We start from the raw sequence: 25244 nt of genomic DNA on the forward strand, positions 1-25244 counted from the left end.
CCTTCCTATTCGCGGTGAACCGTGCCCAGCGGCCAGTCCACCCGCACAGTGGCGGCGCGGTCGCCTTCGCTGAGGCGGATTTCGGCGCCGGGGGACCAGCCGCCGGGCAGGAACACCACGGCGCCGGGCCGGCCGGCATCGGCGCTGTCGATGGCCAGGGTCACGGCAGCGATACGGCGGAGCCGCCGGCCGGCGGCACCCCCGGCGGGATGCTTCAGGTCATCCAGGGAAAAAGCCACCGGCTGGCCGGTCACCATGGCCTCCACCTGGCGGTTGCGCAGCTCATCCTCAAGCGCGGCGACGGCGGCGCTGAAGCGCAGACCGGGCAGGCGGTCCTGGATGCCCAGGGCCAGGGCCGCCCCCAGGATGCCCAGGATCACCAGCACCACCAGCACCTCGACCAGCGTGAAGCCGGCCGCATGCCGCGGTGGGACCTCGGCCATCATCATGACCTACCAGCTGGTGACGTCGCGGGCGTCACCCTCGCCACCCGGGGCGTTGTCGCTGCCGTACGTGAAGATGTCATAGGCGCCGTGGTCGCCCGGCACCTTGTAGCGGTAGGCGTTGCCCCAGGGGTCGATCAGGGCCTGGCGCTTGCGCAGGTAGGGCCCGCGCCAGCTGGCGTCGCCGGCGGGCGCGGTCACCAGCGCCTCCAGCCCCTCTTGCATCGTGGGATAGCGGCCGACATCGACGTAGAACAGGTCAACAGCCGCCACCAGGGTGTTGATCTGGGCCTGCGCCGCCTCCCCCTTCGCTTTTCCCAAGCGGGCGACCAGGTTGGGGGCGACCAGCAGGCCCAACAGGCCGATGATCACCAGCACCACCAGCACCTCGACCAGGGTGAACCCCCACTGCCTCCCGCGGTCACGACGGAAGATGGGGTTCAGGTCCAGGATGTCAGAGGGCGATGTCATTCAGGCTGAGGATCCCCGCGATGAGGGCGGCGAAGATGCCGCCGACCATGCCGCCGAGAACAAGGGTTAGGACGGGCGTCACCAAAGACAAGGCCCTATCCAGCGCTAAGCCCCTTTCGCGCTCCAACACTTTCGACAGATCCAGCAGGCCCTGGGGCAGGCTGGCGGTCTGTTCCGCCATGGCCAGCATGCGCGACAGCCGGCGGGGGAACAGCGGTTCGGCCTGCACGGCGCGGCTGAGGTCGGACCCGCCGCGCACAGCGACGCGCACCCGGTCGGCGGCGCCGGCCAACGCGCGGTTGGCGACGCAGCCGCCGGCGGTGGACAGGGCGGAGGCCAAGGGCACGCCGCCGCTGAGTAGGCTGGCCAGCGTGCGGGTGTAGAGCGCCAGCTGGGCGTCCCCGATCAGCCGGCCCAGGGGGCCCGTGGCCACCAGCAGCATGCGGTCCATGCGCAGGCGCAACTCGGGCTGGCGGTAGGCGCGCAGGGTCGCCAGCACGGCCAGGGCGCCGCCCGCCAGCAGGCCGGGGCCGAAGCGGCCCAGCAGGTCACCGATGGCCAGGACAGCGGCGGTGGCGGCGGGCAGCTTGGCCTTGCTGCCGGCGAACAGGTCCTGGAACTGCGGCAGGACATAGCCGGCCATCAGGGCCAGGGCCGCCAGGGTCAGAAGGCCGATCAGGGCGGGATAGGTCATGGCGCTGATCAGGCGCTGACGGAACTGGGCGCGATCCTCCTCCAAGCTCGCCAGGTGGCCCAGGGCGGCGGCCAGGGACCCGCCCTGCTCCCCCGCCGCAACCAGGCCGACGAACTCCGGCGGAAAGACCCCGCCCTGCGCCGCCAGGGCGGCCGCCAGGCTGTCGCCGGCGCGCACCCGGGCGCGAATCTCACCCACCAGGGCACCGGCGGCCGGACGTTGCATCTGGTCGGCGACCAGACCCAGAGCCGGTTCCAGCGCGAAGCCGGCGGAGACCAGGTTGGCCAGGTCCCGCACCAGGGACAGCCGTTCCGCCCGCTTGAGGCCCTTGGCACCACTTCCGCCGAAGGTGCTCCTGGCCCCTTCCGCCTTGATCGACAGCGGCGTCAGGCCGCGCTGCATCAGCTGATCGACGGCCGCGCGGCGGTCGGCGGCCTCGATGGTGCCCCGGCTCGCGCGGCCATTGGCATCGACGGATCGGTAGGTGAAGTTGGTCATGGCCATCGTCGTCATTTTTCTTAATCCGCCTTGGTCACGCGCAAAATTTCTTCAGGCGTGGTCACACCATCCAACACCCGCTGCAGGCCGTCCTGATACAGGGGCACCATGCCGCCGGTCGCCACCGCCGCCGCCTCGATCTCCGCGGACGACGCTCCCTGGCGGATCAGCGCGCGGACCTGGTCGTTGATGGGCAGCCACTCGGCGATGGCGCAGCGGCCGCGGTAGCCCGTGCCGTTGCAGGCGGGGCAGCCCACGGCGCGGTAGACGGTGGTCAGGCGCGCCGGCAGGCCTAGGGCCGCCGCCGCCTCGGCCGACAGGGCGTGGGGCTGGCGGCAGTGGGGGCACAGGGTGCGCACCAGGCGCTGGGCCAGCACGCCGTTCAGGGTGGAGGCCAGCAGGTAGAGGTCCACCCCCATGTCCATCAGGCGCGGCACAGCGCCGGCAGCGTCGTTGGTGTGCAGGGTGGACAGCACCAGGTGGCCGGTCAGGGCCGCCTGCACCGCCACCTTGGTGGTCTCGCCATCGCGCATTTCGCCCACCAGGATGACGTCGGGGTCCTGGCGCAGGAAGCTGCGCAGGGCATGGGCGAAGGTCAGGCCGATGCCCGGCTTCACCTGGGTCTGGTTGATGCCGTCCAGCAGATATTCCACCGGGTCCTCGACGGTCAGGATCTTGCGGCGGGCGGCGTCCATGCCGCGCAGGCCGGCGTAGAGGGTGGTGGTCTTGCCGCTGCCGGTAGGTCCCGTCACCAGCACGATGCCGTGGGGGCGGTCCAGCTCGGCCGCCAGCGGGTCCGCCACCCAGGCGGGCAGGCCCAGGCTGTCCAGCCGGCCGCCGGCGGTCTGCTGGTCCAGGATGCGCATCACCACGTCCTCGCCATGCACGGTCGGGGTGGTGGAGACGCGGAAGTCGATCTCGCGGCCCTGCAGGGTCTGGCGGATGCGGCCGTCCTGGGGCAGGCGCCGCTCGCCGATGTCCAGGCCGGCCATGACCTTGACGCGGGTGATGAAGCCGGCGGCCACGCGGCGGGGCAGCACCTCGGCCTCGCGCAGGATGCCATCGACGCGGTGGCGGACGACCAGGCGGTCAGCCATGGGCTCGACATGGATGTCGGTGGCGCCGGCGGCCAGCGCCGCCTGGATGGCGTTGCCCACCAGGCGCACCACCGGGCCCTCGCTGGCAAGGTCCCGCAGGCGCTCGGCATCGCCCTCCAGCAGGTCCGGTATCTCGTCCTGGTTGGCGGCGGCCGGTGCGGCCTCATACAGGCGGTCCAGCGCCGCGGCGATGGCGGTGCCGGTCATGACCACGGGCCGCACCGGGCGGCCGGCCAGGAAGGCCGCGGCCTTCAACGCCTGGGTATCCAGCGGGTCGGCCACGGCGAACACGGCCTGGGTGCCGTCGCCAGGGGTGCCGCCCGCGGTCAGGGGCAGCATCAGCTTGGTCTTCAGGAAGGACAGGTTGGCCGTTTCCACCATCACCGGCGCCTCGGGCAAATGGTCGGCCGGCCACAGCGCCAGGCCCAGGGCCTGGGCGTACGCCCCCGCCATATGCTCTTCCGACACCAGGCCCAGGTCCACCAGCCGACGGTCCACCCGGCCACCCGCCGCCTGCGCACGCGCCACCGCGCCGTTGGCCAGCTGGCCCTGTGCCGCCAACGCGGACAGGACGCGGGTCAAGGGGTCGTCCTGGTGGTCGTGCCGCTGCATGGTATCGGTAACAGCACGGACAGCTGAGTGTTGATGGGCGGTCACGTAGTATACCTTTTAAAACTGGATGCGGAATATACCGGGTGCTTTGCTAGGGAATAGTTCTAGGTCGTAAAGGTTAATATATCGCGAAGGGCCTAGGTCTCAACGTCTAGCTCTTAGGGGGTATGTCCGACCCATGAATCGACGGCGATTCCCTCATCATCTTGGAAATTCTATATAAATCAGGCGATAACAGCCCGTGAACAGATGGGATAAGTTGGTGTTTCGGCCCCCGCCTATGCCTTTCATCTAGGCACGGCCCAGGCCTCGGCAAGGTATCTTGCTTAACAACAAAGACAATATTCATAAAATTTTAGATTTAACGCTGGCGGCACATTTACAAAAATCCGTCGATAGGTATTTGAATCATTTCGGATTTTCTTAAGCGCCTAATTTATAGACACGTCCGTTTAGGCGCGCTGCCAGTCAAAGCCCACAATAAAACGTTGCTGATCCTTCCTATGGGAAGACCACCCTTGAAATGAACGCATTTCAGAACGAATTTTATAAGATCGTATCCTAAATACGATCTAAGCTTTCCAGCAGCTTGCGCGACCGGGCCAGCAGGTCGATGAACGCCGCATCCTGGATTTTGGCCAGCCGCACGGCGAAGGCCACGGCCTCCGGGTCGCGTTGGCCGGACAGCTCATGCAGGGCCCGCGCCCGCTCCAGCCCCGCCGCCAGGCTGGTGTACCAGGAGACGAGGTCGCGCGGCAGCGGCGTGGGCAGGTAGCCCACCGTGCTGCCCAGGGCACGGAATACAGGCATGTAGTCGCGGTCACCGCGGAAGGCGTGATGCACGACCGATGGCGCGTCGCCGCAGGCCTGCAGGTCGGCGCGCAGCATCGACAGGTAATTCTCCTCGATATGCTGCGACAGGGCGCCGATCTCGCCAATCAGGGCACAGGCGATGTTGCGCTTGGCCCGCAGGCGCACGCGCCGTTCATGAAAGGTATTGGCCACGAAGCCCGAGAAGCCACCGACCACCCCACCGGCGACGGCGCCCGATATCTGCAACCACGGAAACTCCACCATCCCATCCCCCTTTGCGCCCGCCCCACCGGACAATAATGGTTCACAAGGTCCAAGCACCGTTAGTCCGCGCCCGCTAACCGTTATACCAACCTGTGAGACGGGGCGCCCGCCTTGACCGGCGCTGGCGGTGCCCGTCATAAATTGCGCAATAGTCAAATTTTCAGCCCAATTTTCAGCCCCAATTTTCAGAAGGACAGGGCCCCCGTGGATCCCACCAAGACGCCGTCGCCCTGGGCCGTGCGCGAACAGGTCGATCGGCTGCGGGCCAGCCCCCAGTTCGCCGGGTCGGAACGGCTGCTGGCCTTCCTGCACTTCATCGTCGAGGAGACGCTGAAGGACGGCGGCGCCACCTTGAGGGAGGCGGTGATCGGCAACGCCGTCTATGGCCGCGAACCGCCCTACGACCCCCGTATCGACAGCACCGTGCGGGTAGAGGCGCGGCGCCTGCGCCGCAAGCTGGAGGATCACTACGCCGGCCCCGGCCGGGCCGATCCGGTGGTCGTCAGCCTGCCGACCGGCGGCTACGTCCCGCACTTCACCCTGAACACCACGCCGGCGGCCGTAGAGATGGACGCGCCGGCACCCCTGGCGGAAGGCCCGACCTACACCCCCGGTTTCGGCGCCGCCGTGGCCGTCATGCCGTTGCGGGCGCTGAGCCGCGCGCCCGAGGATGAAAGCTTCGCCGACGGCCTGACGGACGAACTGATCTATGCCCTGGGCCGGGCACAGGGCCTGCGCGTCACCTCGCGCGCGGTCGCCTTCCAGGCGCACGGCCAGGGCTGGACCGTGCCCGCCCTGGCGCGCGAGCTGGGGGTGGATGCCGTGCTGCAAGGCACGGTGCGCCGCCAGGACGGCATGCTGCGCGTGACGGTGGAGGTGTCGAACCCCAAGGGTTTCGTCATCTGGTCCGACCGCTTCGACGCCCCCGACCATGAGCATCTGCGCCTGCAGGAACGCATCGCCGCCACGGTGCTGAGCCGGGTGCGCCTGGACAGCAGCGCCATGCGCGCCTCGCGCATCTCTCCCGGCCCGGTGGCGCTGGAGGCGCACGCCCGCATCTATCGCGCCCGGCAGCTGCAGGACCAGCAGACGCCGACCGCCCTTTATGAGGCGCTGGAGATATTCCAGCGGGTGGCGGAGGGGGCGGCCGACTTCGCCCGGGGCCATTCGGGCGTGGCCGACTGCCAGTGCGACCTGTTCCGCCTGGGCCTGCTCAGCCATGCCGAGGCCAAGGCGACGGCCGACGCCGCCGTGCGGCGTGCCCTGGAAATTGATGCCCAGTCGGTGGAGGCGCTGACGGCGCGCGCCACCGTGGCCGCCTGGCTGGACCGCGACGCCCCGGCGGCGGAGGCGGACTTCGCCCGCGCCCTGCGCCTGGGCGATCATGCCCGCGCCGCCCGCCTCTACGGCGTCCTTCTCACCATCCTCGACCGGCAGGAGGAGGCGGAGCACTTGTTCCGCGAAGCCCGCGCCATCGAGCCTTTTTCCGTGCAACAAGACATCGCGGAGGCCATCAGCCACTATCAAGGCCGCCGCCATGCCCAACTGATCGCCGCCGGGCCCCAAGCGGACGGACAGGCGGCGGGCCTATCGGCGGAGGTGCTGGTCTGCCGCGCCCTGGCCCATGTCTTCGGCGGCGCCCCCAACGGGGCCCGGACCCTGGTCGGCCCCATTGAACGCACCACCGCCAAGCATCCCGACCTGGTTTACGCCCGCGCGGAGATCGAGGGCTGGCTGGGCGAGCCGGAGCGGGGCTGGCGCCTGCTGGCCACGTCCGACACCGTCCCCGCCACCGCCTTCGCCCGCGCCACCTTGGCCGCCGCCCTAAACGACGAGGCGCGCGGCCTGGCGGCCCTCAACCACGCCATTGACCGGCGGGAACTGTCGACCGTCTGGCTGCACACCGACAGCCGCTTCGACGCCTGGCGCGACCGTCCGGGATTCCAGGCGGTGATGAGCCGGCTGCTGCCGCCCAAAGCGGCGGTCCAGGCGGGCTAACCGTAAGCGCCTGACAGCTCACTCCATCCCCGCCGGTCCCCGCCCCTAGCATTGGCCCCCGAGAGGCAACCGGAGGACGGCTTCCGGGGAAATGGGGAGTGGTGCTGATGGGGTTGACACTTGGAATGTCACAGCGCCCGCCGCGGGCCTGACATGGCGGTACGCCGCACGCTCGACCGGATGCGCGCCCTGGACCGCGCTTGGAACGACCGGCGCTGGCACGACTATGCCGAGTTCCTGGGGGAGGATTTGGTGGCGCACGGCGATGGTGCGGCACCACCCCTGCACAAGCGCGCGCACATTGATCAGGCCATCCGCTTCTGCGCCGCCTTCCCCGATGCCCGCATCCATGTGGAGTCCTACCTGGACTTGTTCAGCAGCCACGACGGCCACCACAGCTGCGCCGTGGCGCGGCTGACCGGCACCGCCAGCGGCGGCCTGACCCTGCCGACCGACCTGCTGGACGGTCCGGACGCCGCACCGCTCAAACGGGCCTTCGACGTGCCCCGCCTGGCCATCTGCCGGTGGGAGCGGGGCTGGATCGTCGACTACCGCGTCCACCTGGACACCTCGCTGATGCTGCATCAGCTGCGCGACCCGGCGGCGGCCCCATGACGGTCACCGGCGACGACTATGCGTTCCGGCCGGAGGAGCGGCCGACCTTCGTCGGCTCGCCCGCCGCGCCAGCGCACCCGCTGGGCCGCCGGTTGGGCTATGCCGCCGTCGCCGTGCTGGTGGGGGTGGCGGCCAGCCTGGGCAACGCGCTGGTGAACGTGAACCTGGCCAGCCTGTCCGGCGCGCTGGGCATCTATATCGACCAGGCCAGCTGGCTTCCCGCCCTCTACGTCGCCTTCAACGCCGGCGCCAACCTGATGCTGGTGAAGGCGCGGGTGCAATTCGGCATTCCGGCGGTGACCGGCACACTGCTGGTGGCCTACGCCCTGGCCGGCCTATTGCAATTCGTCATTCCCGGCTTCGCCGCCGCCGCCATCATCCGCGCCGTCAGCGGCATGACGGCGGCCGGCTTGACCACCATGACCATTTACAACCTGCTGCAGGTGTTTCCTGGCCGCCTACGGCCCCTGGCCCTGGTCATCGGCATCGGCCTGACCCAGCTGGGCACGCCGCTGGCCCGCCTGGTGCCGGTGGAGATGCTGGCCCTACACCAGTGGCAGGGCCTGCATCTGATGGAGATCGGCATCGCGCTGGCGGTGCTGGCGGCGATCACCGCCCTGCCCCTGCCGCCCAGCGACCGCGCGCCCGCCTTCCAGCCGCTGGACTTCGCCGTCATCGGCCTGATGCTGCCCTGCCTGGTGCTGGTCTGCGGTGTATTGGGCCAAGGCCGCCTGCTGTGGTGGGTGGACACGCCCTGGCTGGGCTGGGCGCTGGCGGCGGCCGTGCCCCTGTTCACCCTGGCCTGGCTGATCGAGCGGCGGCGGAACCGGCCGCTGATCCGCGTCCACTGGCTGACCACGCTGGACATGGCGCGCTTCGCCGCCGCCGCGTTGCTGATGCGGGTGTCATTGGCGGAGCAGACCTATGGCGCGGTCGGCCTGTTGACGGCGGGCGGCCTGATCAACGACCAGTTGCACCCCCTGTTCGCCATCGTGGTCCTGGCCATGCTGGGCGGCACGCTGACGGCCGCCTTGACCCTGTCGGAACGGCGCCTGCCCTACCAGATCATCGCGGCCTCGCTGCTGATCGCAGCCGGCGCCTGGCTCGACAGCGACGCCACCAGCCTGGTGCGCCCGCCGCAGCTGTACCTCAGCCAGGCGCTGATCGCCTTCGGCACCACCCTGTTCATCGGGCCGGCCCTGGTGCTGGGCTTCCTGCGCATGGTGGCCAAGGGACCGGACTACCTGGTCACCTTCATGGTGCTGTTCAGCATCACCCAGAATGTGGGTGGGTTGGCGGGGTCGGCCCTGCTGGGCAGCCTGCAGGTGGCCTCATCCCACTGGCATGCCCAAACCCTGTCGGAACATCTGGTGGCGTCCGACCCGCAGGTGGTGGCCCGCCTGGCGATGGGGGGCGGCGGCGCGCTGGGCCAGGCCCTGGGGCGCGAGGCCGCCGTGCTGGCCTTCAACGACGTCTTCCTGTTCGTGGCCGGCCTGGCGCTGCTGAACGCGCTTTATGTCGGCTATCTCGTCCTGTTCAACACCCTGCGCCGGAGACGCGGATCATGAGCGCCCCCGATACCCACCATTATTGGCATCCGCCCCGGCGCGGCCGGCTGACCGCCCTGGCCATCCTGGTCGTCGCCGTCGGCGCCATCCTGGCCCTGCTAGCCGCCTGGCGGCTGCCGCCCTTCGCCGGCGCGGTGGAGGCGACGGAAAACGCCTACATCCGGGGGCGCACCACGGTGATCGCCCCGCAGGTCAGCGGCTATGTCGTGGCGGTGCTGGTCGGCGACTACGCCCACGTCAAGGCCGGCCAGGTGCTGGCCCGCATCGACGACCGCATCTACCGTGCCCGGGTGGACCAGGCCCAGGCCACCCTGGCGGCGCAGCGCGCGGCCCTGGCCAACAGCGCGCAGGCCCATGCCGCGCGCACCGCCAGCCTGGCGGGCCAGACCGCCAACCTGGCCAACGCCCGCGCCCAGCTGGCCCGCGCCAAGGCCGACATGGCGCGTGTGACCGACCTGGTGCGCGACGGCTCCGTCTCCATCCGGGAGCGCGACCAGACCCAGGCCGCTCTGGCCCAGGCGGAAGCGCAGGTACGCCAGGCCGAGGCGGGGGGCGAGATCGCCCGCCAGGACGTGCGCACGGTGGACGTGGGCCGCGACGGGCTGCAGGCCCAGGTGGAGGCGGCGCAGGCCCAGCTGGCCCTGGCGGAGATCGATTTGGACCATACGGTGATCTACGCCCCCGAGGACGGCCAGGTGGGCGAGGTCGGCGTACGCCTGGGCCAGTACGTCACAAATGGCACCCAGTTCCTGTCGCTGGTGCCGGACGACCGCTGGATCATCGCCAATTACAAGGAGGCGCAGACCGCGCACATGGCCGTGGGGCAGCCGGCGCGCTTCACCGTCGACGCGCTGGACGGGGCCGAACTGACCGGCACGGTGGAGATGCTGTCGCCGGCCGCCGGTTCCGAATTCGCGGTGCTGAAGCCCGACAACGCCACCGGTAACTTCATCAAGGTGCCGCAGCGCATCGGCGTGCGCATCGCCATCACCCCCGGCCAACCCCTGGCCGACCGCCTGCGCCCCGGCATGTCAGTGGAGACGCGGGTGGATACCGCCGGCGGGGCCAAGCCCGACGGGACCGCGCCGGAGGCCGCACGATGAGGCGGTTGGCCCATCCCCTGGCGCTTCTTCTCCTGTGCGCCTGCACCGGCCCCAGGCCGGAGGCCCCGCTGACCGCCGCCGTGGAGCCGCCGCCCGCCTGGCGTGGTCGCGATACCGCCGATGGCGCCGTGGAGGCCGCCTGGTGGCGGGCCTTCGGCGACCCGGTGCTGACCCGCATCGTCGACCAGGCCCTGGCCAACAACACCGACGTGATGGCGGGGGCGGCCCATGTGGCGGAGGCGCGGGCGCAATACCGCCTGGCGGAAGCCCAGCGCCTGCCCAACGTGGCCTTCGCCGCCGGCGGCGGCCGGCAGCGCGACGTCAGCCCCTTTGGTCAGCCGCGCCAGCAGACGGCCGGGCAGTGGCAGGCCACCGCCGCCTATGACCTGGACCTGTTCGGCCGCCTGGAAGATGCCCGCGAAGCCGCCCGCGCCACGCTGCTGGCGACGGAGGCGGCGCATGACAGCGTGCGCCTGGCCGTCGCTGCTTCGGCCGCCGCCGGCTATGTCGGGCTGCGGGCATTGGACGCCCGGCTGGATGTGCTGAAACGCACCCTGGCGGCGCGCGAAGCCTCCTTGCACCTGGCCCGGCGGCGGGCGGAGACGGGTTACGCCGCCCAGTTGGACCTGGCACAGGCGCAAGCCGAATACGAGACCACGGCCCAGCTCATCCCCGCCACCGAACTGGCGATCACCCGGCAGGAGGATGGCCTGAGCCTGCTGCTGGGTGAAAACCCGCGCGCCATCGAGCGCGGACTGGACCTGGCCGGCCTGACGCCACCGCCGGTGCCGGCGGGCCTGCCGGCCGACCTGCTGCGCCGCCGGCCGGACATCGCGCAGGCGGAACAGCAACTGGTGGCGGCCGACCACGGCCTGGACGCGGCACGCGCGGCCTTCCTGCCTGACGTGCAGCTGAGCGCCGCCGGCGGTACCGTGGTCAGCAGCCTGATCGACCCGGTCAACGTCTTCACCCTGGGCGGCAGCATCCTGGCACCCCTGTTCGACAGCGGCCGCCTGCGGGCCCAGGCCGACGGCGCGGCGGCCCGGCGGGACGCGGCAGCCTTCGGCTATCGCAAGGCCGCCCTGACCGCCTTCCGCGAGGTGGAGGACGGGCTGGCCGGCGTGCAGCGCAGCGGGGAGCAGGAGGCGGTGCTGTTACGCCAGCGCGACGCCCTGGCCCGCACCCTGGCCATCGCCACCAGCCGCTACCGCGCCGGCTATTCCCCCTATCTGGAGCAGCTGGACGCAGAGCGCGGCCTGCTGTCGGCGGAATTGGCCCTGGTGCAGTCACGCGCCGACCGGTTGGCCGCCGCCATTACCCTCGCCCAGGCGCTGGGCGGCGGCTGGCGCCCCACCTCACCGTGAGGTGCCACAATCCCCGGCTGTATGTGTGATCGCGGTAGCGCGCGGATATCACCGGAAGGCGACCTATATCCTCCGTGACGCATATTTTTTGGTAGGTCGCTGATATGGTTCGCAAATCCATTCCGTCCGGGGTGAAGCCGGGGAGCATGGCCCCGGCTTCAAGAATTCAGCGTTTTGCGATCAAATAATAAGCAAAGCGTTCTATATTCAATAAAGCCTCGAACTACATAAATAGACACCAGTCCGCCTTCAATTGGTTTCGTCGCCGAACTAACAGGCTTGACTGGAGAATTTCGCCTATCTTTCATATTTCTACTCTACTATTACCGCTATGCAGCATTCTTCCTGAAATGAGGAAACTTCATGGATACGGCATCGGCGGCCATCGCGACGACCCCCACGCGGACGGAATCGCCGCCCCTCGCCCCCTGGGCCACCCTGGCCCGGCAGGCCGTGGATTACTGGGTGGACGCGGGCCAGCGCTCCCTGCTGTTCCTGGATGTGCTGCGCCAGCGCGGCAACGACCATTTCCGCTATATGGACGAGGCTTGGCCCAACGTCCTGAGCTTCCCCTACGAGCTGGTGACGGACGGACGGACGCTGGCGCGGCCGGTCAACTACTGCCTGGTACGCATCCTGCCGCCAGACGGACGGCCCACCAATCCCCGCCTGCGTCCCTTCGTCGTCTTCGATCCCCGCGCCGGCCACGGCCCCGGCATCGGCGGCATGAAGCATGACAGCGAAATCGGCGTAGCCCTGGCGGAAGGGCATCCCTGCTATTTCGTGGGCTTCCTGCCCCAGCCGGTGCCGGGCCAGACGGTGGAGGATGTCTGCCGGGCGGAGGCCACTTTCGTGGAAACGGTGGCCGGCCTGCATCCGGAGGCGGACGGCAAGCCCAGCCTGATCGGCAATTGCCAGGCCGGCTGGCAGGTGATGATGATGGCCGCCACCCGGCCGGACCTGACGGGCCCCATCGTGCTGGCGGGGTCGCCGCTGTCGTACTGGGCGGGGGTGCATGCCAAGAACCCGCTGCGCTATCTGGGCGGACTGCTGGGCGGCACCTGGCTGACGACGCTGAGCGGCGATTTGGGCAACGGCATCTTCGACGGCGCCGCCCTGATCGCCAATTTCGAGAGCATGAACCCCGCCAACACCCTGTGGAAAAAGAACTACGCCGTCTATTCCAGAGTGGACACGGAAGGCCCGCGCTTCCTGGAGTTCGAACGCTGGTGGGGCAGCCCCATCCTGCTGAACGCGGGGGAGATGCAATACATCGCCGATGAGCTGTTCCTGGGCAACCGCCTGACCCGGGGCGGCATCGCCCTGTCGGATGGCACCAAGGTCGATTTGCGGGCCATCAAGTCACCCATCGTCGTCTTCTGCTCCTGGGGGGACGACATCACCCCGCCACAGCAGGCGCTGGACTGGATCCTGGATCTCTACGACAGCGACGCGGAATTGGCGGCCGGCGGCCAGACCATCGTCTACTCCCTGCACCCCAGCATCGGCCACCTGGGCATCTTCGTCTCCGCCAAGGTCGCGGCCAAGGAGCATGACGAATTCACCCGGACCATGGATCTGATCGACGTCCTGCCGCCGGGCCTGTACGAGGCGGTGTTCACGGAAAAAACGGGCGTGGCCCATGCCGAGCTGGTGTCCGGCCATTACCTGACCCGCTTCGAGCGGCGCGGCCTGGACGACATCCGCGCGCTGGGCGGCAACGACGCGCGCGACGACCGCCGCTTCGCCACCGTGGCCCGCGTCTCCGCCCTGAACCGCGACTTGTATGGCCGCACCCTGCGCCCGGTTGTTAAGCGCATGGCGACGGACCAGGGCGCGGAGTGGCTGCGGCGGATGCACCCCAACCGCCTGCGCTTCGAGATCTTCTCCGACAAGAACCCCATGATGCTGCCCGTCGCCGGCTTGGCGGACGCCGTTCGCGCCCACCGCCGGCCCGCGGCGGACGACAACCCCTTCCTGAAAGCGCAGGAGACGGTGTCGGACGGCATCGTGGAAATGCTGAACACGTGGCGCGACCTGCGCGATCTGGCGACGGAGACCTTCTTCCTGACTTTCTACGGCTCCGCCCTGCTCCAAGCCGCCGTCGGCGTGAACGCCTCGACGCGGGACCGGCCGGTGCTGGCCGACCTTGAGGATGCAGAGGTCGGCGCCAACCGGCTGCGCCAGGGCGGCATCCCCGCAGCCGTCGTCCGCGGCCTGCTGTACGTCCTGCAGGCGGATGCCCATGCCGGCGCCGACGAGCGGCGCTTCGCCGTGCTGCGAGCCCTGCGCGACCAGGCCCCGGCGCAGGCGCGCCTGACCCTGGCCCAGTTCAAGGCCCTGGTACGGGAGCAGTCGGCCCTGCTGCACCGGGACACTGCGGCGGCCATGGCGGCCCTTTCCGACTTGCTGCCGGCGGACCCGGAGGCGCGCGCCCGCGCCGCCGACGCCTTGCGCCAGGTGGTCGAGGCGGGGGAGGCGCCAGGCCCCGATGTGACGGCACGCCTGGACGAGGTGACGGCGCTGTTCCAGGCCGTACCCCCGCCGGCGGCGCCCAAGCCCCGCCGCACCTCCGCCATCGCCTGAAACCGCCCCGCTATGGAGACCGCCATGGACAGCCCGACCGCCGCGACCACCCCCACGGTGCAGGCCGACATCGCCCGGCACAAGAAGTACCAGCGCCTGATCGCCGCCGCCCACCAAGCCGGCCCGCCGCCAACGGCGGTGGCCCACCCGTGCGACCTGAGCGCGCTGGAGGGGGCGGTGGACGGCGCCCGTCTCGGCCTGATCGCCCCCATCCTGGTGGGGCCGGAGGCGCGCATCCGCGCGGTGGCGGAGCAGGCGGGCCTGGACATCGCGTCCCTGCCCATCATCGACACGCCGCACAGCGTGGCCTCCGCCCAGCGGGCGGTGGAACTGGTGCGGGAGGGCAAGGCCGAGGCCCTGATGAAAGGCAGCCTGCACACGGATGAGCTGATGGGCGCCGTGGTCAAGACGGACACCGGCCTGCGCACCGCCCGCCGCCTCAGCCATTGCTTCGTCATGGACATTCCGGGGCATGACGATCCGCTGATCATCACCGACGCCGCCGTCAATATCGCGCCCACGCTGGCGGAGAAAGTGGACATCGTTCAGAACGCCATCGACTTGGCCTTGATCCTGGGCTTCGGCGAGGTGCGCGTCGCCATCCTGTCGGCGGTGGAGACGGTGAACCCCAAGATCCCCTCAACCATCGAGGCGGCGGCCCTGTGCAAGATGGCGGAACGCGGGCAGATCACCGGCGCCATCCTGGACGGCCCCCTGGCGCTGGACAACGCCATCAGCCCCCAGGCCGCCACGATCAAGCACCTGACCTCCCCCGTCGCCGGCCATGCCAACGTCATCCTGGTGCCGGATCTGGAGGCGGGGAACATGCTGGCCAAGAGCCTGACCTTCCTGGCAGGTGCGGACGCCGCCGGCATCGTGCTGGGCGCCCGGGTCCCCATCATCCTGACCAGCCGGGCCGACAGCGTGCCGGCGCGCCTGGCCTCTTGCGCGGTGGCGGCCCTGATCGCCCGCCACCGCCGCACCCTCTCGGCCAAGGCGGTGGGGTAAGCCCATGCGCCGGAGAAAGATCAGCAACGCCATCATCGTCATCAACGCCGGCTCCTCCAGCATCAAGTTCTCGCTGTTCGCGGATGAGACGCGGCAGCTGGAACTGTTCCTGAAGGGCCAGATCGAGGGGCTGCGCACCGACAACGCCCACTTCATCGCCCGCCACCCCGCCGGCGACCTGGTGGGGGAGCGGCGCTGGACCGGTGCCGAGGCCGGCGCCTTCGACCATGACGCCGCCACGCGCTTCCTGATGGCGTTCATCAACACCCATCTGGAAGGCCACACGGTGGAGGCGGTGGGCCATCGCATCGTCCACGGCGGCGGCGACTTCACCGCCCCGGCGGCGCTGAACGCCGCCGTGCTGGACCGGCTGGCGACCTTGGTGCCCCTGGCGCCCCTGCACCAGCGGCACAACCTGGCACCAGCGCGCAGCATCCTGGCCAGCACGCCCGGCCTGTTCCAGGTCGGCTGCTTCGATACCGCCTTCCACGCCACCCAGCCGGTCCTGGCCCAGGCCTTCGCCCTGCCGGCGGACATCACCGACCGGGGCGTGCGCCGCTATGGCTTCCACGGCCTGTCCTACGAGTACATCGCTGGCCAGCTGCCGGCCCTGGGGCTTGACGACGCCAAGGTCATCGTCGCCCACCTGGGCAACGGCGCCAGCCTGTGCGCCATCGATGCCGGGCGCAGTGTCGCCAGCACCATGGGCTTCACCGCCGTGGAGGGCCTGCCCATGGGAACCCGCAGCGGCACCCTGGATCCCGGCGTGCTGTTGTACCTGATGGATGAGATGCACATGGGGCCGCGCGACCTGGAAAAGCTGCTCTACCAGCGGTCCGGCCTGCTGGGCGTCTCCGGCATTTCCAGCGACATGCGCACGCTGGAAACCTCGCCCGAACCCCGGGCCAAGCTGGCGGTGGACCTGTTCACCTATCGCATCGGGCGGGAGATCGGGTCGCTGGCGGCGGCGCTGGGCGGGCTGGACGCCCTGGTCTTCACCGCCGGCATCGGGGAACACAGCGCCGGCGTGCGCGAGGCGGTCTGCCGCCACGCCGCCTGGCTGGGGGTGGAGCTGGACAGCGGGGCCAATGCGCACCCCGGTGAGGGTGCCGCGCGCATCAGCACGCCCGGCAGCCGCACGGCCGCCTGGATCGTGCCCACGGATGAGGAACAGATGATCGCCCGCCACACGCGGCGCCTGCTGACGGGAGCGACCTGATGAGCACCGAGACATCCAATCTGCCCACCCCCCACCGTATCCTGGCCGGCAGGCGCGCCCTGGTGGTGGGCATCGCCAACGACCAGTCCATCGCCTATGGCTGCGCCAAGGCCTTCCACGAGGTGGGGGCGGAGCTGGCCCTGACCTACCTGAACGATAAGGCCCAGCCGCATGTGGAGCCCCTGGCGCGGGAGCTGAGCGCCCGCCTGTTCCTGCCCCTGGACGTGACGGCGCCGGGACAGCTGGAGGCGGTATTCGACGCGGTGCGCGAAACCTGGGGCGGGCTGGACATCCTGGTGCATTCCATCGCCTATGCCCCCAAGGAGGATCTGAAGGGCGGCCTGCTGGACTGCTCAGCCGAGGGCTTCGCCCGTGCCATGGACATCTCCTGCCATTCCTTCATCCGCATGGCCAAGCTGGCGGCTCCCCTGATGGCTGACGGCGGCGCCATGTTCGCCATGAGCTATCTGGGTGCCGACCGCGTGGTGCCCAATTACAACGTCATGGGGCCCGTCAAGGCAGCGCTGGAGGCGTCGTGCCGCTACCTGGCGCATGAGCTGGGACCACAGCGCATTCGCGTGCACGCCCTGTCGCCCGGTCCGCTGATGACCCGTGCGGCATCCGGTCTCAAGGACTTCGATCGCCTCCTGAACGACGCCATAAGCCGCGCGCCGGTTGGGGAATTGGTCGATATCATGGACGTCGGCTACACCTGCGCCTACCTGGCCAGCCCCTTCGCCCGGCGCCTGACGGGCAGCACCCTTTATATCGATGGGGGTGCCAACATCGTGGCATGACCCGCCCAGAGGGCCCATCTGCCATGTAGTAAAATTACCGCCTTTAACCGGAATTTCGCATATCCCCGTGTTGTTGTCGGCGGGCGAAGCGGTTACCATCGCCGCCAACCGGACCGGGCAACCGTTGGCCATGCCGACGATGCGCCCGGGCACCGTTTCCAACCGGCCTTCACTTCTGGGGCGGCCCGCCAGGGCCGAAAACAACAATGCGTCGCCACCGCCGTGCCAAGATCGTCGCCACCGTCGGACCCGCCAGCAACTCACCCGAGATGCTGAAGGCGCTGTTCCTGGCGGGGGTGGACACCTTCCGCCTGAACTTCAGCCATGGCACCCATGAGGACCATGCCAAGGTCCACGCCCACATCCGGGCGCTGGAAAAGGAAGTGGGCCGGCCCATCGGCATCCTGCAGGACCTGCAGGGCCCCAAGATCCGCGTCGGCACCATCAAGGACGGCAAGATCGCGGTGGCCAAGGGTGACACCATCCGTTTCGTGCTGAAGGGCCAGGACGGCGACCGCGACGCCATCCCCCTGCCGCACCCCGAGATTTTCGCCGCCGTCCTGCCGGGCCATCACCTGCTGATCGACGACGGCCGCGTGCGGGTGAAGGTGACCAGCCTGGGCGACGACAGCATGACGGCAGAGGTCGTGGTGGGCGGCATCATCTCCAACCGCAAGGGCGTGAACCTGCCCGGCACCCTGCTGAACCTGTCGCCCCTGACCGCCAAGGATCGCGCCGACCTGGAATTCGGCCTCAACCTGGGCGTGGACTGGGTGGCCCTGTCCTTCGTGCAGAAGCCCAGCGACATGATCGAGGCGCGCGGCCTGATCGGCGACCGCGCCGGCCTGATGGCCAAGATCGAGAAGCCGCAGGCCCTGGACCAGATCGACGACATCATCCGCCTGTCGGACGCCATCATGGTGGCCCGCGGCGACCTGGGCGTGGAAATCCCGCAGGAGGAGGTGCCCGGCCGCCAGAAGGAACTGGTGCGCGCCTGCCGCCTGGCGGTGAAGCCGGTCATCGTCGCCACCCAGATGCTGGACAGCATGGTGGCCGCCCCGACCCCCACCCGCGCCGAGGCATCGGACGTGGCCACCGCCATCTATGACGGCGCCGACGCCGTCATGCTGTCGGCGGAATCCGCCAGCGGCGCCTATCCGCTGGAAGCAGTGTCCATGATGGACCGCATCATCGCCACGACCGAGCGGCACAAGCTGTACCACTCCCTCATCCGCGCGTCGGAGCCGGCGGAAGAGCAGACGCCGCCGCATGCCGTGGCCGCCGCCGCCGCCGACCTGGCGGAAGCCGTGCGGGCGCCGGTCATCGTCGCCTTCACCTCCAGCGGCACCACCGCCGCCCGTATCGCCCGCAAGCGGCCGGAAGTGGCCATCCTGGCCATCACCGCCGACCAGGCCGTGTCGCGCCGCCTGTGCCTGCTGTGGGGCACGCACAGCGCCCTGTCGGAGGACATCCACTCCTACGAGCAGATGGTGGATGTCGCCACCACCATGTCGCAGAGCGCCGAGTTCGCCAAGCTGCACGACCAGATCATCGTCGTGGCCGGCATCCCCTTCGCCCAGGCCGGCACCACCAACAACCTGCGCATGCTGCAGATCGGCGGGTAAGGACACCCATGGGCACCGGGCGCAATCGCGTCCGGCTACTTGTGTTCAAAAGCAAACGGCGCCGCATCGCTGCGGCGCCGTTTTCATGAGATCGTGGAACCGGTCACTCGGGCTTGAAGCAATAGGCGGCCAGCTTGTTGCCGTCCAGGTCGCGGGCGTAGGCGGCATAGGCGTTGGGCGCCCAGCCACGGGGGCCCGGCTTGCCTTCGCACACACCGCCTTTTGCCAGGGCCTCCGCATGGAAGGCGTCGACCATGGCGCGATTGGGCGCCTCGAAACTTACCGTGACGCCGTTGCCGACGGTGGCGGGCTGGCCGTTGGCCGGCTTCAGCACGAAGAAGGACGGCTTGTCCTCACCCCAGATGGAACCGTTGTCGCCCAGGTCGGCCACCCGCTTCAGGCCCAGTTTGCCCAGCACGTCGTCATAGAAGCCCCGGGCCTTGGCCAGGTCGTTGGTGCCGACGGAAACGTGGGTGTAGATCGCCATAGTCTTCCTCCCCTCAATTCTTCGCGGAATGGGTGGGATGACTATAGACAGGCGGGAAAACTCAACAATGCTGCCATATGAGGATTGACTTTTTCCCTTGAAAAACAATTCAAGGGTTTATTGTCCCTTGTCCTTAAGAACGAGCCGCGCGCAGCGCCCGCCGGAAGGTCAGCACCCCCACCAGGCTGGCCACCGCCCCCTCCAGCGCCAGGGCCAGGGGCAGGTGCTCCTCGCCCCCCAGCGCCTGCGCCAGCAGGCTGACGATGCTGGGCGCCAGGCCCAGGCTGATGAAGACACCCAGGGCGCTCATGAGGCCCAGGCACAGGCCGCGCAGATGGTTGGGCACCAGCAGGGTGATGGCCGAGGCCACGCCCACGGCCACGATGGCGCCCGCCACCATCAGCAGCGCCAGCAGCAGGGCAAACAGCGGCACGCCGGGCGCCAGGGCGAACAGGGCGGCCGGCACCGACAGCGCCGCACCGCCCAAGGCCCCCCACAAAATGCCGCCCCCGGCATTCCGCTTGTGCCCCCAATCGGCGACCAGGCCGCCCAGGACGGTGCCGCCCGCCCCCGACAACCCCAGCAGCACGCCCATCCAGCCGCCAAAGTCCGCCGGCTGCAGGCCGAAGGATCGCGTCAGCACCGGCACCGCCCAGACGGTGGCGGCGGCGTCGCCCATGTTGACGGTGATCATGCCGGCCATCAGGGGCGCCACCAGGCGGCGCAGGCGCCACAGTTCGGCCAGGGCAGGCCCCAGCCGTAGCGATACGTCCGGCGCCGCGTCGGCCGCGCCTCCCTGCCTGGCGGGCTCGGCCAACCAGATCAGCAAAGCCGTGGCCGCCAGCATCATCAGCGCCACCAGCAGCATCGTGGCGCGCCAGGCGGTCAACCCCACAGGCAGCCCCGCCGCTGGCGTCAGCATCCCCACCAGGGCCCCACCCCCGGCAAAGGCCGCCGCCATGCCCGCCGCCTGACCGATCACCATAACCATGACGGCCCGGCCCCGGCGTTGTGGCGTGGACAGGTCGGCGGTCAGGGACAGGATGGCCGGGACGGCGCCGGCGGCCCCCAGCCCCACCAGCATGCGGCCCACGAACAGGCTGGCGAAATCCCAGGCCAGGGCCGACAGGACCGTGCCCGCGATCCACAGCGCGGACAGGGCCAGCAGCAGGGTCACCCGCCGGGTACGGTCCACCAGCCGGCCGATGGGCACCGCCAGCGCCGCCACGGGCAGGGCCAGCGCCATGCCCTGGATCAGGCCCATCTGATTGTCGGACAGGCCCATGTCGGCCTTGGCTAGTTCCTGCACCGGCGACAGCAGCGTGCGGGCCACCATCCCCGCCAGCATGGCCAGCGCCAGGACCATCAGGGCGCGGAGGCGCCCCCATGATGCCGCCGGCATGGGCACCGCCGCGTTGGTCACGACACGGGGTCCAAGGGCCAGATGGGCCGGCGCAGATGGCGGTAAGGCAGTGCCCCCAGGTTCATGTTCAGGGACCCCGGCGCGTCGCAGTAGACGGTGGCCGACGAAATGGCATCGAAGGTGGCGCGGAAATGCTGGGTGGACTTCACCACCACCAGGGCCTTGGCCGAGAGGTCGATGCCCAATTCGGTGAAACAGCCGGGGGAGAAGGTCTGCTGCCGCGTGCTGTTCAGCACGATGTCCCAGGTGCCGGCACGCAGGGCCACGGCCAGGCCGATAGGGTCGTCGCCATCCGTGGCCAGGCCGCGCTGGCGGATGTCGTCGCGCACCGCCGTCACCGTGACCTCCAGATCCACCGGGTCGCCGGACAGGGGCCCGACCTTGCCGCCGATGCGCAGCGGCAGCTTGGCGCCCACGCCGGCATCGGCCGCGATCAAGGCCGCCTGCGGGTCCCAGATCATGCCCAGCGCCACGTCCTGGACGCCCCGGTCCAGCAGCGCGCGCAGGACGAAGGTGCTGTCGCACGCCGCCCCGCCGCCGGGATTGTCGGAACTGTCGGCCAGGACCACCGGCTTGCCGGACCCCATCAGGCCCACGGCCTTGTCCATCGCCTGGTCCAGGGGCAGGCGCTCCTGCAGGGGGGCTGCCGTGACGATGGCCTGAAAGTCGGCGGCGACGGCGGCCAGCACGCGATCGACGGCGGCGAGGTCGCTGCCGTCCGATACCGCCAGGACGGCGGCGCCGGTATGTTCGGTGTCGGACCAGATGAAGCCGTGCATCATGGAAACGGACAGCACGCCATCCCGCCCCTCATAGCTGGCCAGCCGGTCGACAAAACCCCGCATCGGCTGCTCCGTCGTGCCGAACAGGCCCATGACCGGCACCTTGCGGATGTGGGTCCGGGCCTTCGGGCCACCGCGCGCCATGGCGGAGAGGATGGTGTATAGCTCCTCCATGCGGGCCAGGAAATCGATGTGGGGATATTCCTTACAGGCGATGATGACAGCGCCGCTATCCACCATGGCCCGGGTGGCGTTGCCGTGCAGATCCAGGGTTACGCCCACCGGCATGTCCGGGCTGACCAGGGCCCGCACGTGGGTCAGCAGGTCACCTTCACAGTCAGGATAGTCCTGCGCCACCATGGCGCCGTGCAGGGTCAGCACCACCATGTCCACCCGCTCCGCCGCCATGGCCGCCTTCAGGTCGGCCAGCAGGGCGTCGCGCAGGCCCTCATAGACGCCCCGCGGCGCAGGACCGGAGGGCTGGGCCCCCGCGGTCGGGCCGTCGATCACCCGGTCGCCGTGCCGTTCCGCCACCGTGAACAGATCGCCATAGGCCGGCAGCACCCGCGCCCGCGCCAGGGTGGCCGGATCACCGCCGAAGTGCCGCAGGTCGTTGGTGAAGGACCGCATGGACGTGGGAAGGGGGGAGAAGCTGTTGGTCTCATGCACCAGGCCGGCGACGAAAACCGTGAGGGGACCGGTACGCATCAGGACACCTTGCGGAAGCGCAGCCGGCGGGTGCGGCCGCTGTTGAAGGTAAAGCCCTGACTGTCGAAGGCGATCAGGCCGCCGACGATGGGCACGGGCAGATCCAGGGGCTTGGCGTCCCACAGGCCGGGCGCCAGGTTCGCCAAACGGTGGCGCAGGGCGCCATGGCGGCCGGTGAGGACCAGGCGACCCGTCCGGCCATCCCCGTCAGGCTCCACCACCGCCGTCGTGCCAGAGGCGGCGGCGACATAGCGGCCAGCCTGGGGACGCAGATCGGCCGCGGGGTCCGGTTCCAGCAGCACCAGCTCCCGCTCCACCCCGAACTCCATCGCGCGCAGGGTCTTGGGCGCCTCTTCCGTTTCCGGCACATCCAGGCCCATGTGGAAGATGGCGACGTTGGGGCGCAGCAGGCCGTCATCCGCCCGCACCAAGGGCAGGCCCATGCCGCCCATGCTGATGATGGCCTTGCCCCCCTGCCGCGCCAGGCCGAAGGTGCCGCCGTTGTGCGGGTTGTAATAGGTGCCGGTGGGAATGACGCCCTCATACGGCTCCAGCTTCAGGCCCAGGGCCGGCACGCAGGCGTCGATGACGCGGGCAGCCAGATCGATGGGGTCTAGGCCGGCGCGGTTGGCCATGACGATGATGTCCAGCCCATGGTCGGGCAGGGTGATCATCTGGCTGGACCCGCCCATGACCCCGCCGGCGTGATGCACCGTGCGCACCCCGCGATAGGGCGTGTCCATCAGGCCCAGCCCATAGCCGGTGACATAGCCGTTGGCCAGCACCGCCGGTTCCACCATGCGGCGCCAGGTCTCGGCGCTGCCCACCGTCGGCCGGCCCGCCAGGGCGGCGCGCAGGTGGACCAGCCAGCGCAGCATGTCATCGACGGTGGAGACGATGCCGCCCTCGGCCGCGATCTCCGCCCCGATGGGCTGGCGGTAATAGCCACCCTTGCCATCCGCCATGTGCAGGGACGCGCTGTTGGGCACATAGTCGGTGTCGACCAGGCGCAGCAGGGTGTCGTTCATACCCAGGGGGCGGAACAGGCGGTCGCGGAAGAAGTCGCCCAGCCTCATCCCCGACAGCCGCTCGATGGCCAGCGAGAGCAGGACGTAGCCCCCGTTGTTGTAGCACCACTCCTCCCCCGCCGGGAAATTCACGTCGTCATCATCCGCCATCAGCCGCATGCAGTCGGCGGTGGACAGATGGTGGCCGGGGCCGCTGAGCTGCAGCGCCAGTTCCAGGCTGCAGCGCAGGCCGCTGAGGTGGGTCATCAGCTGGCGCATGGTGACACCGGCCGCCGCGCGCGCCATCTCCGGCACATGCCGGGCCACCGGGTCGTCCAGCCCAGCCAACCCCGCCTCCACCAGCAGCATGTAGGCCAGGGCGCCGAAATGCTTGGTGGTGGAGCCGATGCGCATGCGGATGGTGGGCGACAGGGTGACCGGCAGCTCCAGGCTGGCCAGGCCGAAGCCCTTGCGATAGAGCGGCACGCCATCCAGCGCCACCCCCACCGCCACGCCCGGCAGATGGGTCGTGTCCAGGGCCGCGAAGATCGCGTCCAGGGCGGCCCCATCCACCGCCGCCCTCGCCTCCTCCACCGCAGCCGGGACCAAGCCCGTTCCCTTGCCCATCGCCGCCCTCCCGCCGTTGATGGGATAGTTCGCGATGGCTTCATTTCCTGTCAAGAGATTATTCTCCAAATTGAGAACAACTCCGCCTGGCTGGTGCAGGAACTGTCATATAGATCATTGTTATATAACGTATTTATTGTGTTTCATTTTATGAACATACCTGAAACGTCACCGGCAGATCGCGAGATTGCGGCTGGACAGACGAGCGCCCACGTGCCAAATATTTCTCTGATTGGAGAATATCGCCGGCTGGGAGATGGAATTGGAAAGGTATGACGTCATCGTCATCGGTGCCGGCATGGGCGGGGCCGCCCTGGCGGCAGAGCTGAGCCCCCACGCGCGGGTGCTGGTGCTGGAGGCGGAGGCGCGGCCGGGCGTGCATGCCACCGGACGGTCGGCCGCCCTCTACGCCGCCGCCTACGGCGGGCCGGACGTGCGGGCCCTGACCCGGGCCAGCCGGGCCTTTTTCGATGCGCCGCCCGAGGGCTTCGCCGACCACCCGCTGCTGTCGCCGCGCGGCCTGCTGTACGTCGCGACGGCGGCGCAGGTGCCCCGCCTGATGGATTTCCTGGAGGAAATCGGCGACAGCGTGCGGACGATACCCGTGGCCGACGCCATGGCCCAAATGCCCCTGCTGCGACCGGCGTACGTGGCCATGGCCGCCCTGGCGCAAACAGGCAGCGCCATGGACATCGACGTCGACGCCCTGCACCAGGGCTATCTGCGCCTGGCCAAGCGCCGGGGCGCCACCCTGCTGACCGACGCGCTGGCCGACCAGCCTCGCCGCGAGGACGATCTGTGGGTGTTGCGCGTGGGTGATCGCCATGTGGCGGCCCCCAAGGTGGTGAACGCCGCCGGCGCCTGGGCGGAGCAGGTGGGATTGGCCTTCGGCGCCGCCCCCCTGGGGCTGAGGCCGCTGAAGCGTACCGCCCTGCTGGTTGATCCGCCGCCGGGCCACGACACCGACCGCTGGCCCGGTGTCTTCGACACCGATGAACAATTCTATATGAAGCCCGACGCGGGCAAGCTGCTGCTGTCCCCGGCGGACGAAACCCCCACCGAGCCCTGCGACGCCCAGCCGGACGAGCTGGACGTGGCCATCGCCGTCGACCGGGTGCAGCAGGCGCTGGACCTGCCGGTGCGCCGCGTCACCCACAGCTGGGCCGGCCTGCGCACCTTCGCGTCCGACCGCCAGCCGGTGGTGGGCCCCGACGCCGCCGTGCCTGGCCTCTACTGGTGCGCCGGCCAGGGCGGCTACGGCATCCAGATGGCGCCGGCCCTGGCGCGGCTGGCCGCCAGCCTGGTGCTGGACCGCCCAGTGCCCGACGACATCCTGGCCGAGGGGCTGGTGCTGGCCAACGTGCTGCCGTCCCGCCTGGCCGGTGCCGCTTGCGAACCGGCCGTACCACTGGAATAAAGGCGGGTCACGCCCCCC

The 25244-nt window shown here is 69.7% G+C and carries 20 protein-coding genes; 11 read left to right on the forward strand and 9 right to left on the reverse strand.

Features of this window, described 5'->3' with window-relative positions; translation table 11 throughout:
- Positions 1-5: 5 nt before the first annotated feature.
- From P5F91_RS27245 to P5F91_RS27265, 5 genes are all read right to left on the reverse strand, one after another.
- On the reverse strand, positions 6-449 hold the full coding sequence (locus P5F91_RS27245; protein WP_145610316.1) for a prepilin-type N-terminal cleavage/methylation domain-containing protein: 444 nt from the start codon (positions 447-449) through the stop codon (positions 6-8).
- A 3-nt stretch (positions 450-452) separates the two neighbouring features.
- Positions 453-914 carry a type II secretion system major pseudopilin GspG gene (gene gspG / locus P5F91_RS27250; RefSeq protein WP_186454695.1) on the reverse strand — a complete coding sequence of 154 codons (462 nt, stop codon included), beginning with the start codon at positions 912-914 and terminating at the stop codon, positions 453-455.
- Positions 898-2121 (reverse strand): type II secretion system F family protein, encoded by a 1224-nt coding sequence (locus P5F91_RS27255; RefSeq protein WP_145610317.1) that lies wholly within the window; start codon positions 2119-2121, stop codon positions 898-900. The genes gspG and P5F91_RS27255 overlap by 17 nt, the downstream gene beginning before the upstream one ends.
- Positions 2122-2126: 5 nt before the next feature.
- On the reverse strand, positions 2127-3815 hold the full coding sequence (locus P5F91_RS27260; protein ID WP_145610318.1) for a GspE/PulE family protein: 1689 nt from the start codon (positions 3813-3815) through the stop codon (positions 2127-2129).
- Between the two features lie 561 nt (positions 3816-4376).
- A complete protein-coding gene (locus P5F91_RS27265; RefSeq protein WP_145610319.1) occupies positions 4377-4892 on the reverse strand; it encodes a hypothetical protein in 516 nt (171 codons plus the stop codon).
- A gap of 204 nt (positions 4893-5096) precedes the next feature.
- On the opposite strand from P5F91_RS27265, the gene P5F91_RS27270 reads away from it, so the two are divergent.
- The 10 genes from P5F91_RS27270 (at position 5097) to pyk (ending at position 18775) form a co-directional block, all read left to right on the forward strand.
- On the forward strand, positions 5097-6890 hold the full coding sequence (locus tag P5F91_RS27270) for a hypothetical protein (protein WP_277908793.1): 1794 nt from the start codon (positions 5097-5099) through the stop codon (positions 6888-6890).
- A gap of 153 nt (positions 6891-7043) precedes the next feature.
- Entirely contained in the window at positions 7044-7505 is a 462-nt protein-coding gene (locus P5F91_RS27275; RefSeq protein ID WP_277908794.1) for an ester cyclase, read from the forward strand.
- Positions 7502-9073, forward strand: a complete 1572-nt coding sequence (locus P5F91_RS27280; RefSeq protein ID WP_277908795.1) for an MFS transporter — start codon at positions 7502-7504, stop codon at positions 9071-9073. Before P5F91_RS27275 ends, P5F91_RS27280 begins: the two co-directional genes overlap by 4 nt.
- Positions 9070-10176 carry an HlyD family secretion protein gene (locus P5F91_RS27285; protein WP_277908796.1) on the forward strand — a complete coding sequence of 369 codons (1107 nt, stop codon included), beginning with the start codon at positions 9070-9072 and terminating at the stop codon, positions 10174-10176. Before P5F91_RS27280 ends, P5F91_RS27285 begins: the two co-directional genes overlap by 4 nt.
- Positions 10173-11540, forward strand: a complete 1368-nt coding sequence (locus P5F91_RS27290; protein ID WP_277908797.1) for an efflux transporter outer membrane subunit — start codon at positions 10173-10175, stop codon at positions 11538-11540. The genes P5F91_RS27285 and P5F91_RS27290 overlap by 4 nt, the downstream gene beginning before the upstream one ends.
- Before the next feature lie 363 nt (positions 11541-11903).
- Complete coding sequence (locus tag P5F91_RS27295; protein WP_277908798.1) at positions 11904-14126, forward strand: DUF3141 domain-containing protein; 2223 nt, start codon at positions 11904-11906, stop codon at positions 14124-14126.
- A 24-nt stretch (positions 14127-14150) separates the two neighbouring features.
- Entirely contained in the window at positions 14151-15134 is a 984-nt protein-coding gene (locus P5F91_RS27300; protein ID WP_338424086.1) for a phosphate acetyltransferase, read from the forward strand.
- Positions 15135-15138: 4 nt separating this feature from the next.
- Positions 15139-16353, forward strand: a complete 1215-nt coding sequence (locus P5F91_RS27305; RefSeq protein ID WP_277908799.1) for an acetate/propionate family kinase — start codon at positions 15139-15141, stop codon at positions 16351-16353.
- Positions 16353-17150, forward strand: a complete 798-nt coding sequence (gene fabI, locus P5F91_RS27310) for an enoyl-ACP reductase FabI (protein ID WP_277908800.1) — start codon at positions 16353-16355, stop codon at positions 17148-17150. Before P5F91_RS27305 ends, fabI begins: the two co-directional genes overlap by 1 nt.
- A gap of 206 nt (positions 17151-17356) precedes the next feature.
- Positions 17357-18775: a pyruvate kinase gene (pyk, locus tag P5F91_RS27315; protein WP_145610326.1), complete on the forward strand. Its 1419-nt coding sequence runs from the start codon at positions 17357-17359 to the stop codon at positions 18773-18775.
- Positions 18776-18878: 103 nt separating this feature from the next.
- On the opposite strand, the gene P5F91_RS27320 is transcribed toward pyk, so the two are convergent.
- The 4 genes from P5F91_RS27320 to P5F91_RS27335 all read right to left on the reverse strand — a co-directional run bounded on the left by P5F91_RS27320 (position 18879) and on the right by P5F91_RS27335 (position 23809).
- Positions 18879-19262, reverse strand: a complete 384-nt coding sequence (locus P5F91_RS27320; RefSeq protein ID WP_145610327.1) for a VOC family protein — start codon at positions 19260-19262, stop codon at positions 18879-18881.
- A 133-nt stretch (positions 19263-19395) separates the two neighbouring features.
- Complete coding sequence (locus tag P5F91_RS27325) at positions 19396-20685, reverse strand: MFS transporter (protein ID WP_145610328.1); 1290 nt, start codon at positions 20683-20685, stop codon at positions 19396-19398.
- Entirely contained in the window at positions 20682-22175 is a 1494-nt protein-coding gene (locus P5F91_RS27330) for a M81 family metallopeptidase (RefSeq protein ID WP_277908801.1), read from the reverse strand. Before P5F91_RS27330 ends, P5F91_RS27325 begins: the two co-directional genes overlap by 4 nt.
- Positions 22175-23809, reverse strand: a complete 1635-nt coding sequence (locus P5F91_RS27335) for a serine hydrolase domain-containing protein (RefSeq protein ID WP_145610330.1) — start codon at positions 23807-23809, stop codon at positions 22175-22177. The genes P5F91_RS27330 and P5F91_RS27335 overlap by 1 nt, the downstream gene beginning before the upstream one ends.
- A gap of 262 nt (positions 23810-24071) precedes the next feature.
- Between P5F91_RS27335 and P5F91_RS27340 the strand changes: the two genes are divergently transcribed.
- A complete protein-coding gene (locus P5F91_RS27340) occupies positions 24072-25226 on the forward strand; it encodes an NAD(P)/FAD-dependent oxidoreductase (protein WP_422394500.1) in 1155 nt (384 codons plus the stop codon).
- The last annotated feature ends 18 nt before the right edge of the window (positions 25227-25244 follow it).

Origin of the sequence: Nitrospirillum amazonense (assembly GCF_029594735.1) — a bacterium.
GTDB classification, from domain to species: domain Bacteria; phylum Pseudomonadota; class Alphaproteobacteria; order Azospirillales; family Azospirillaceae; genus Nitrospirillum; species Nitrospirillum amazonense.